The sequence below is a fragment of the Halomonas colorata genome, assembly GCF_014897985.1.
In the GTDB taxonomy this organism is placed as follows: Bacteria; Pseudomonadota; Gammaproteobacteria; order Pseudomonadales; family Halomonadaceae; genus Vreelandella; species Vreelandella colorata.
The window spans coordinates 1-9,593 of the sequence record NZ_JABUZA010000071.1 but is presented as its reverse complement, the minus strand read 5'-3'; the positions used below and the strand labels follow the sequence as shown (position 1 = coordinate 9,593).

The 9,593-nt window shown below is 50.8% G+C and carries 11 protein-coding genes; 9 read left to right on the top strand and 2 right to left on the bottom strand.

Annotation, left to right across the window (positions count from 1 at the left end; genetic code table 11):
- Nucleotides 1-252 precede the first annotated feature (252 nt).
- On the bottom strand, nucleotides 253-690 hold the full coding sequence (locus INT33_RS20355; protein WP_016915528.1) for a DUF411 domain-containing protein: 438 nt from the start codon (nucleotides 688-690) through the stop codon (nucleotides 253-255).
- Entirely contained in the window at nucleotides 687-836 is a 150-nt protein-coding gene (locus tag INT33_RS20350; protein WP_167385703.1) for a hypothetical protein, read from the bottom strand. Before INT33_RS20350 ends, INT33_RS20355 begins: the two co-directional genes overlap by 4 nt.
- A gap of 196 nt (nucleotides 837-1,032) precedes the next feature.
- Here INT33_RS20350 and INT33_RS20345 point away from each other — a divergent pair, with 196 nt between their 5' ends.
- From INT33_RS20345 to INT33_RS20305, 9 genes are all read left to right on the top strand, one after another.
- The gene (locus INT33_RS20345; protein ID WP_016915529.1) at nucleotides 1,033-1,533 is read left to right on the top strand and encodes a cupredoxin domain-containing protein; all 501 of its coding nucleotides are present in this window, start codon (nucleotides 1,033-1,035) and stop codon (nucleotides 1,531-1,533) included.
- A gap of 14 nt (nucleotides 1,534-1,547) precedes the next feature.
- Nucleotides 1,548-2,213, top strand: a complete 666-nt coding sequence (locus INT33_RS20340; protein ID WP_009288249.1) for a response regulator transcription factor — start codon at nucleotides 1,548-1,550, stop codon at nucleotides 2,211-2,213.
- Nucleotides 2,200-3,534 (top strand): sensor histidine kinase, encoded by a 1,335-nt coding sequence (locus INT33_RS20335; RefSeq protein WP_208458210.1) that lies wholly within the window; start codon nucleotides 2,200-2,202, stop codon nucleotides 3,532-3,534. The genes INT33_RS20340 and INT33_RS20335 overlap by 14 nt, the downstream gene beginning before the upstream one ends.
- Before the next feature lie 68 nt (nucleotides 3,535-3,602).
- The gene (locus INT33_RS20330; RefSeq protein ID WP_193092891.1) at nucleotides 3,603-5,426 is read left to right on the top strand and encodes a copper resistance system multicopper oxidase; all 1,824 of its coding nucleotides are present in this window, start codon (nucleotides 3,603-3,605) and stop codon (nucleotides 5,424-5,426) included.
- 9 nt (nucleotides 5,427-5,435) lie between these two features.
- Nucleotides 5,436-6,206: a copper resistance protein B gene (locus tag INT33_RS20325; RefSeq protein WP_050713463.1), complete on the top strand. Its 771-nt coding sequence runs from the start codon at nucleotides 5,436-5,438 to the stop codon at nucleotides 6,204-6,206.
- A gap of 131 nt (nucleotides 6,207-6,337) precedes the next feature.
- Entirely contained in the window at nucleotides 6,338-6,754 is a 417-nt protein-coding gene (locus INT33_RS20320) for a hypothetical protein (protein ID WP_156808516.1), read from the top strand.
- A 196-nt stretch (nucleotides 6,755-6,950) separates the two neighbouring features.
- Entirely contained in the window at nucleotides 6,951-7,709 is a 759-nt protein-coding gene (locus INT33_RS20315) for a glutaredoxin family protein (protein ID WP_193092890.1), read from the top strand.
- A 162-nt stretch (nucleotides 7,710-7,871) separates the two neighbouring features.
- Nucleotides 7,872-9,209: an APC family permease gene (locus tag INT33_RS20310; RefSeq protein WP_193092889.1), complete on the top strand. Its 1,338-nt coding sequence runs from the start codon at nucleotides 7,872-7,874 to the stop codon at nucleotides 9,207-9,209.
- 30 nt (nucleotides 9,210-9,239) lie between these two features.
- Nucleotides 9,240-9,572 (top strand): hypothetical protein, encoded by a 333-nt coding sequence (locus INT33_RS20305; protein ID WP_226940288.1) that lies wholly within the window; start codon nucleotides 9,240-9,242, stop codon nucleotides 9,570-9,572.
- The last annotated feature ends 21 nt before the right edge of the window (nucleotides 9,573-9,593 follow it).

Below are 9,593 nucleotides of genomic sequence, written 5' to 3'. Positions count from 1 at the left end.
CATGAGTGACAGCTACCCCTATAAAACGGCGCTATCCGATCTCGTCAGGCGGTTGGTGCCGAACTGACTGCTCGGGCTCCCCCGGCCCGACGCAATGGGGGGAAGGGGGAGGTGTGTCTGAACGACGAAAAGTGGTTAAAAAGTAGCCGATGTAAGTCGAGCCAATAGGTGTTTAGCGGTGTTAGAGCCTGAGTGCGGTACTGGCTGAGGTGCTATGAGAAATCCAGGCTAGTAATGACATCAAAAAATCTACTACAGAGTCATAAACGAATCGTCTTTGTGGTCAGTGAACATATAGATTTCGTAAGGCTCACCCTGAGGCCCTGGCATGCCTGGTGTACCAATGGGCATCCCTGCTAGGCCGATCCCACCTATGTCAGGTTGTTCTTCAAATAATGCCTCGACCGCTTCCATCGGCACGTGCCCTTCAATCCAGTAGTCACCTATTTCGATGGTGTGGCACGACCCCAAACCATAAGGGACGCCAGCCTTCTGTTTGATATCGCCGAGCTCAACGTTATCGACAATGGTTACATCGACTCCCAGCATTTCCAAGTGGCGAGCATATTCATCACAGCATCCGCACTGAGGATTTTTGTACAGTGTAGCTTCGTCCGGCAGTGCAGCCTGAGCCGATGTAGCCCCGAGAGCCAAAGCAATTGATAGAATAGTAGCGTTAAGATGTTTCATGAACGGCCTGCCCTCGTTGTGTGGCTAAACAAGTATTTTGCGAGCGACGCGATACCTAAGCCTACGAGCAGAAGAAAAAACAGCGGCATCAGCCAGCCGTACCAGCCCATTGAGCTCATAAAAGCTAAGCAATCGGCATTCATCATGGTAAGCCTCCGATCAAGTCAGTTAGAAATTACGTCCTAAGTTTACGACTCTAGGGCTACCTCAAGGTCAAGCCTTGTAACCTTGTGAACAATGAAAAGTTGCTATGGATCATATTCTGCCTGCTGGGTTCAGGCTCGTTTCAGGTTAACACCGTATAAATAAGCAGTGACAACAACCCTTTTGAGGTAAATGACCATGCGCAACACCATTTTAACAACTCCTTTGCTTGCTCTTTCACTAAGCCTAGTAACAAGCGCGGCATGGGCTGCGCCCGGCCATGGCGGCGGTGACAGTGGCCTGACCGACGCTGACGTTGACCGCACGATCACTCTTGATGCTGGCGATATGTGGTTCGACCCTGAAACGCTAGAAATGGCGGCGGGTGAAATTGTTAAATTTGAAATCACCAACACCGGCAATTTAGAACATGAGTTTGTGATTGGTAGCAAAGAAGCCCAAGAAGAACATCGTCAAATGATGCTAAACATGGCCAACGGCGGAGGCCACGATATGTCGAATATGTCACACGGCGGCGGTCACGATATGGCCAGCATGGACATGGCAGGTGTCACCATTGCGCCTGGTGAAACCGGGACTTTATTATGGAGTGTCCCTGACAATGTTAACGAGCTAGAGTATGCCTGTAACATTCCTGGTCATTATGAATCCGGCATGTACGGTAATTTTTCTCTCTAATCTGACGCAGACCCATGAAACTGTTGCTACTCGAAGATGATGATTTGTTAGCAGAAAGCTTGGCAGAGAGTCTCAAGGACAACGGTTACCTGGTTGATTTGGCCGCTTCATTGAAAGCGGCCAAGTCGCTGATGGCAACCGAGGATTATGAGCTGGCTATTTTAGATGTCGGTTTGCCCGATGGGTCGGGGTTAGATCTTCTCGCTCATTGGCGCAAGCAGAAGCGCAGTACGCCTATTTTGATTTTGACGGCGCGCGATACCTGGGAAGATAAAGTTATCGGACTTGAAACCGGAGCCGATGACTATCTCACCAAGCCTTTCCACGAAGCCGAACTTATGGCTCGCCTGAAGGCCTTGTTGCGTAGGCAGTCTGGTCAGTTATCTCATGTGATTACGCTTAACGGTGTCTCGTTGGATGAGGCGGGTCAACGCGTGTGCTTAGAAGGAGAAACGTGGCGTTCGCTAACAGCAACGGAGTTTCGATTACTGCGCTACTTAATGCTTCATCCAGACCGTATTCACTCGAAAGATCAGCTACTAGAGCAGCTCTACGCCTTGGATCAGGACGCTGCCGCACCTAACTTGGTGGAAGTCTACATCGCTCGTCTGCGCCGTTATCTCGGTAAATCAGTCATTCAAACGCGACGTGGTCAGGGGTATTTCTTTGCTTCACATTGATAGACGCAGTTTACGCATTCGGCTACTCGCATGGTTAGGCGGCGTCGCGCTACTGGTGGTGGTCACCACGTGGCTATTGCACGGGATCTTTTTACAGAGCCTGGCAAGGGATTTTTTAGGTGAACGCTTACAACGTGAAGCAAACCACGCGGTCGCGCAGCTAGAGCAAGACCAAACGGCTGTACCGACTGCGCTCGACTCGGTTAGCCAAGGCTATCAAGTCTTTCATCATCTCTACGTACTCCGTTTCAATGGCTCGGTCAGCGCTTCTGACCCGCAATGGCAGCAACAGCTGGCTCCGTTGCTAGATGAGAGCGGCGATGCCCTAATAGATGTGAATCGCGGAACACAGCACATGCTCGTCTATCGCCGCCATTTTGAGTGGCAGGGCACGCAGGGTGTGCTATTGGTGGGCGAGGATTTTTCCCAAGTAGAATCAGGGCTTGCAACTTTACACTGGTGGGTCGGTGGGATCGCCGCCGTGCTTTTAGGGATGCTCATCATACTCAACATGCTAGCGGTTAACCGTGGACTCATACCACTCTGGCAACTGCGCCAACAACTTGAAGCATTGCGATCAGGCAAACGTGATCGCTTGTCATTAGTAGCCCCTTCGGAGCTAGATGAATTAGTCGACCAGTTGAACTGGTTCATGGACGACATTGATCTTCGTCTGAAGCGCTCGCGAGAATCGGTCGCCAACCTATCACACGCATTAAAAACACCGCTGGCAGCCGTTACTCAAGTACTGCGTGGCAACCGGCCTATTGATGACAACCGGCGCCATAAACTACTCAGCCGTATTGAAGACATTAACGCCCAGTTGGATGCGGAGCTGCGTCGTTCACGTATTGCAGGCCCTAATGCAGGACGAATGGCCAACGTTACTCGTGATAGCTTACGGCTGATTGAGATGTTCCGTAGCCTCTATCCTGAGCGTATGTTCGACCTGACTCACTCAGCACGTGAGGAAGAACAAGTTCCCATTGAATCTCACGATTTTTCAGAAATATTAGGCATCGTGCTTGATAACGCAGGAAAATGGTCGAGCAGGCGCGTTCTTTGCGATATTGCAGTCACTGTAACTGCACTTACGCTAACTATTGATGATGATGGTCAGGGCGTTGCAGAAGAGGAACTTTCACGCCTGGGAGAGCGTGGTACACGACTGGATGAGCGCCGTCCTGGCTACGGCTTAGGCCTTTCGATTCTTGCACAGTTAATCGTCCGCTACTCAGGTCACTCTCAGTTTGAACGAAGCCCACTGGGTGGTTTACGAGTGACGATTGCTTTGCCCTTGACGGCTGAAGTGGTCAATTAATCATCATTCAGCTTTGATTCAGCTTCTTCCATCAAGATGGTGCTATTCACCATTGATGGGAGTTACACATGGCACGCTCAAGTATCATTTCTCACCCTCTTTCTCGTCGGCAAGTGTTAAAAGGAGGCGCTGCCTTAGGCTTAGGTTCTGCTGCGGCAATGGGGTTAACTCCCGCCTGGGCAACCCCCTGGGGCCGTACCAACGTCTATGCTCAGGGCGTTGAAGAAGGGCCCGAGGTATCGCTGGCGATCCGCCGTGAATCGTTGCCTATTGACGGACAAGAAGCCCAACCAATTACCATTAACGGTACCAGTCCTGGCCCGCTGATTCGTTTGAAAGAAGGTCAAGACGCAGTACTGCGTGTCACCAACCTGCTGGACGAGCCCACCTCCATCCACTGGCATGGTCTCATTCTACCGCCGGAAATGGATGGTGTGCCTGGCGTTAGCTTTGCAGGTATCGCCCCTGGTGAAACCTTTACCTACCGTTTTCCCGTCCGTCAGAACGGTACCTACTGGTACCACAGTCATTCCGGTATGCAGGAGCAGCTTGGCCATGCAGGGCCATTGATTATCGACGCTGCCGAGCGTGAGCCTATCCGTTACGACCGTGAGCATGTGTTACTGCTCACCGACTGGACTTTTGAAGACCCGATGTCGGTGTTCCGTAATCTGAAAACCATGGAAGGCTATTACAACTTCCAAGAGCGCACGATTGCTGACTTCTTTGCCGATGTTCGTAACAACGGTTTTGCTCAGACCGCTGAAATGCGCGGCATGTGGGCTCAAATGCGCATGAGTTCGCGGGATATCGCCGATGTCACCGGTAGTACTTATACTTATCTTCTCAACGGCTATTCTCCTCAAGAAAACTGGAATGCCTTGTTCAAAGCTGGTGAGCGGATACGACTACGCGTGATTAACGGCTCAGCCATGTCTTTTTTCGATGTTCGTATACCTGGCCTGAAGATGACCGTGGTGGCCGCTGATGGACAACCGGTGCAACCCGTTCCTGTTGATGAGTTCCGTATTGGCGTGGCTGAAACCTACGATGTGCTGGTTTCACCTGAAGACGACCGGGCATACACCATCTTCGCCGAAGCCATGGATCGGAGCGGCTATGCACGCGCCACGCTAGCTCCACGTGAAGGCATGCAGGCGGAGATTCCTGAACGCCGTCAAATTGCAGACCGCGGTATGGAAGCCATGGGTGCCCACGGTATGGGCGGTATGGATCACTCCAACATGGCGGGGATGGATCACTCTGGCATGTCCAACATGTCGGGGATGGATCATTCCAGCATGGCTGGGATGGATCACTCCGGTATGTCCAACATGCAAGGCATGGATCACTCTACTATGGGGGGGATGGCAGCCGAGCAGGCCAAAATAGGCGCAAATGGTTTGCTTCTCGCCGGTGAAGCTCAGCCGGGCTCTCGCTATAACCAGGCGGGAATCGGCATTGATCCTGACGAACGACGCGTATTGGTTTACCGGGATCTCAAAGCGTTCACACCATGGCCTGATCGCCGTGAGCCAGGCCGTGAGCTTGAGCTGCACCTGACCGGCAATATGGAGCGTTATATGTGGTCGTTCGACGGTAAGAAGTTTAGCGAAGTGACCGGCCCTATTCATTTTGAGAAAGATGAGCGGCTGCGCCTAATTCTGATTAACGACACCATGATGGAGCATCCTATTCACCTCCACGGTATGTGGATGGAGCTAGAAAACGGCCAAGGGGAATTGATACCACGCAAACACACCCTAAATGTGAAGCCCGGTGAGCGCGTATCTGCGTTGATCACCGCAGATGCAGAGGGCAGTTGGGCGTTCCACTGCCACCTTCTCTATCACATGGATGCTGGCATGTTCCGCGTTGTTCAAGTTTCTTAAGGAGGCAGTATGAAAATTAAGCGCTACTTAACCCTCGCCAGCGCCGCCCTTGGCATGGCCGCCGCCACGACCGCTCAAGCCGAAGATGGCTATGCGGCACCAGACAGTTGGCCAGCGCCCACTGAGGAACATAATATGGGTATGGCACTGTTTGATCGGCTCGAATATAGCGTGCCTGATAAAGGCCCAGAAGCCGTGGTATGGGACTTTCAAGGCTGGTACGGCGGCGATATCAACCGCATTTACCTAAAGTCAGAAGGCGAAAATGTCCAGGGCGACGGCGAAGATGCTGAGTTTGAGTCTTTGGAACTACTCTATAGTCGTTTAGTGGCTGATTTTTGGGAGTTACAGGGGGGGATCGGTTATCAAGGCGGTGTTTTCTCCGATGATCACGCTGAACGCACCTATGGGGTTGTCGGCCTGCAAGGCGTAATGCCCTACGGCATTGAAACCGACGTGGCATTACAAGTGAGTGAAGATGGCGACGTGGCCGCCAGTTTTGAAGGCGAATACGATCTGCGCCTGACTCAGCGGCTCTACCTACAGCCGCGCACCGAAATTGCCGTGGCCGCCAGTGAAGTTGAAGAATTTGGCGTGGGCGAAGGCCTTAACTCGGTTCGTGCTGGCCTACGGCTAGGCTACGAAGTGACCCGACGCTTCGCCCCCTACATCGGTGCCTATTGGGAGAAAGAATACGGCGACACTGCAGATCTCTCCCGAGCCAGTGGCGACAACACTGAAGATACTGGAGTTGTTGCCGGTGTTAAACTAATGTTCTAACGACTCTGACAGTGTGTAACTTTTAACGTCACCAAATGGTGGCGTTTTTTATTATTTTTATTTTTATATTCAGCTTCATTTCAAAAACCCCAGCTAATATAACCATGTAACCAACCACTGGAGTAGTTATCATGAAAGTTAAATCAATTCTCTTTGGAGCGCTTGTCGCTAGCATTCTTTCAACGCCTGCATTGGCTAACTATGGGACGACCATCCAAGATCTGCCACTACTTGAAAGAGGCGTCTCTTCTACACAATTGCTGGCCCAAGGCCAATCAAAGCGTTTCAATATTAACATTCAACAAGCGACTACGCTGAAGATAGCAAGTGAGCACTTCCCAGGCGCAACCAGCACTGGTAACCGTATCTCTGCTGTGCTTTACAATGCAGCTGGACAGCAGGTGGCAGAAGCATCCAGCCCCCGTGGCCATTTTGAAATGGTTCGCCAATTGCAGCCAGGTAATTATCAGCTTGAAGTAACAGGCAATGCATTGGGAGGTACTAAAGAAAAGGACAATAACCGCTATGAGTTACATGTTGATTATTAATATATAGTCAATGATTTAAAATATAGGGTCAGCCTTCATGCTGGCCCTTTTATTTACATACATGTCTATCGTTGCATAAGCCTATTTGTAACCGTAGCTAGAATTTTAAAATAAAAGAGTAGGGTGTACTTGCCTGTGTGTGGCACATAGGTTCTATGCTTTTAGTTAACATCACGTTTTTAGCAAAGGAGGCACAATGCCAAGGTCAGCACCCACTACCTCTGCACGGGTTTACCGGATGAAAACCGCCGAGCATATGTGCCCGTTCGGTTTGAAAACGCTTGATTTACTCAAGCGTAAAGGCTTTGAAGTTGACGATCACACGTTAACCTCCCGTGATGAGATAGACGCGTTCAAGGCTCAAGAAAACGTCGACACTACGCCCCAAGTGTACATCGGTGATAGCCGCATTGGAGGCTATGAAGAATTACGCGAACATTTGGGAATGAGCGTTTCCAATTCAAAAGAAAAGACTTATCGGCCCGTGCTGGCGATTTTTGCCGTCGCACTGCTAATAGGTCTATCGATTAGCTGGGCCGTACAGGGTTCGTTACTCACAGCGCGCATGCCGGAATATGCAGTGGCTACCGCTATGGTGCTACTTGGCCTACAAAAACTGCAGGATGTCGAAAGTTTCAGTAATATGTTTTTGAACTACGATTTGCTGGCTCAGCGCTATGTGCCCTACAGCTATGTTTATCCCTACGCCGAAACACTAGCTGGCCTGCTCATGCTGGCCGGGGTATTAACCTGGTTTGCCGCGCCGCTTGCCCTATTTGTTGGTACGGTAGGTGCCGTCTCTGTGTTTAAAGCCGTGTATATCGACAAGCGGGAGCTGAAGTGTGCCTGCGTCGGCGGAAACAGTAATGTGCCGCTGGGCTTTGTATCGTTAACTGAAAATCTGGTAATGATCGCCATGGGTCTGTGGATGCCATTACGCATGTTGGTAGGTTAAGCCTACCTCTCTTACGCCAAAGCATAATCTGGATCAGATGACTAACTGGACTATATTCAGCTTGTATTCAGCTAACTCAAACAGACTTGCGTAGCACTTACCAGACGCTTGCCTAAGGCGCAGAATCTGCACGCCTTGGGCTTTATTTCTAGGAGGGTTTGTATGGCTGACCAGGATAGAAAGCCACAGTACGAAGAAGGGAGCCTCTCTCTTATCGGTGCCGTAGCGCTAGGCACAGGGGTGATGATCGGAGCGGGGATTTTTGCCTTAACTGGACAGATGGCAGAAATGACCGGCTCTCTATTCCCCCTAGCTTTTTTAGCCGCCGCAATCATTGTCTCTTTCAGCGCTTATTCTTACGTCAAAATGTCGAATACCTACCCATCTGCCGGGGGGATTGGCATGTATTTGCAAAAAGCGTATGGCTCAACCCTTCCCACCGCCTTTCATGCGCTATTGATGTATTTTTCCATGGTGATCGCGCAAAGCTTTTTAGCGAGAACTTTCGGTTCTTACACGCTGGAGTTATTTGACCTGGGCGATCGCTCGCTGTTTGTGCCACTGCTCGGAGTTGGCTTATTGCTAGCGGCTTTTTTGATCAATTTATCCGCCAATAAGTTGATCGAGACAGTCGCTTCGGTGCTGGGTTTCATCAAGATTGGCGGCATCATCGTGTTTGGTATTGTTGGTGTCTTTATTGCCGATTCTATCGGCATGGGAACTGGCGGAGATGCGCCATCTCCAACCCTCTCAGGCTTTTTGGGCGCTACGGCGTTAGGTATTTTGGCTTTCAAAGGTTTTACGACCATTACCAACAGCGGCTCGGAGCTGCAAAACCCAAAGCGTAACCTGGGCAAGGCCATCATGATCTCCATCGCGCTATGCGTAGTCATCTATGCGCTTGTGGGCTTTGCGGTGGCCAGCAATCTTTCCTTATCTGAGATTATCGAAACTCAAGACTATTCGCTAGCGGCAGCGGCTCGGCCTGCGCTTGGTGAAGCCGCCGTTGGCTTTACCGTTGTTTTAGCCATGCTAGCCACAGCCGGTGGGATCATTGCCAGTGTGTTTGCGGTATCACGCATGCTCGCCATGCTGGCTGAAATGAAATTGGTTCCACACCGCCACTTCCATATGCCAGGTAGCCTGCAAAAGCACACGTTGGTGTACACCATTGTGTTCGGCTTAGTCTTGACTGCATTTTTTGACCTTAGCCGTATTGCGGCGCTCGGCATTATTTTTTATTTGATCATGGATATGGCTATCCATTGGGGAGTGTTGCGTCACCTCAGGGAAAGCGTGGGCGCTAACGCGATTATTCCTAGCATAGCCATCTTGCTAGATGTCCTCGTACTGGGTGGCTTTGTTTGGGTAAAAGCCACTTCCGATCCACTGGTACTTGTCGTTGCTGCCGGAGTGATGGCCGTGCTGCTCATCGGCGAGTGGCTATTTCTTGCCAAGAGCAACAGCTCAGCCGATAGCAACCACACGCATTCCCACTAATCGCAACTGCAAAAAGTAAGGAACGAATAAATGGAGATTAAAACGTTTGGCGAGTTAATCGATTGGACACGTCAGTTACATGCCCATCTTGCCCAGTGCTTGGCCCACTGCGCTAATCAGCACGAAGAAGAACGCGCACAAATGCTGCTTAATTATCTGTCTCTTCATGAGGGAGAAATGCAGCGGGTAATTGCTGGCTTTGAAGACAACGCAAGCGACAGCGTATTGCATACCTATGTGTACGACTACCTCTCTCATCAACCTATTCGCAGCCACCGAACCTGCGATGCGCCTTACGCCACGCTAGCCCGGATTTCTCATAGCACCTCAGCAAGTACCGCACCCAGGCCGCCATGCTATTAAAAACCTATTGGTACATCTTAA

What these genes read in the sequence shown, in the direction of transcription:
- INT33_RS20355 (WP_016915528.1), bottom strand. Translation starts at nt 690, where the DNA reads ATGAAACATCTTAACGCTACTATTCTATCAATTGCTTTGGCTCTCGGG.
- INT33_RS20325 (WP_050713463.1), top strand. Translation starts at nt 5,436, where the DNA reads ATGAAAATTAAGCGCTACTTAACCCTCGCCAGCGCCGCCCTTGGCATG.
- INT33_RS20340 (WP_009288249.1), top strand. Translation starts at nt 1,548, where the DNA reads ATGAAACTGTTGCTACTCGAAGATGATGATTTGTTAGCAGAAAGCTTG.
- INT33_RS20305 (WP_226940288.1), top strand. Translation starts at nt 9,240, where the DNA reads ATGGAGATTAAAACGTTTGGCGAGTTAATCGATTGGACACGTCAGTTA.
- INT33_RS20310 (WP_193092889.1), top strand. Translation starts at nt 7,872, where the DNA reads ATGGCTGACCAGGATAGAAAGCCACAGTACGAAGAAGGGAGCCTCTCT.
- INT33_RS20320 (WP_156808516.1), top strand. Translation starts at nt 6,338, where the DNA reads ATGAAAGTTAAATCAATTCTCTTTGGAGCGCTTGTCGCTAGCATTCTT.
- INT33_RS20345 (WP_016915529.1), top strand. Translation starts at nt 1,033, where the DNA reads ATGCGCAACACCATTTTAACAACTCCTTTGCTTGCTCTTTCACTAAGC.
- INT33_RS20350 (WP_167385703.1), bottom strand. Translation starts at nt 836, where the DNA reads ATGATGAATGCCGATTGCTTAGCTTTTATGAGCTCAATGGGCTGGTAC.
- INT33_RS20315 (WP_193092890.1), top strand. Translation starts at nt 6,951, where the DNA reads ATGCCAAGGTCAGCACCCACTACCTCTGCACGGGTTTACCGGATGAAA.
- INT33_RS20330 (WP_193092891.1), top strand. Translation starts at nt 3,603, where the DNA reads ATGGCACGCTCAAGTATCATTTCTCACCCTCTTTCTCGTCGGCAAGTG.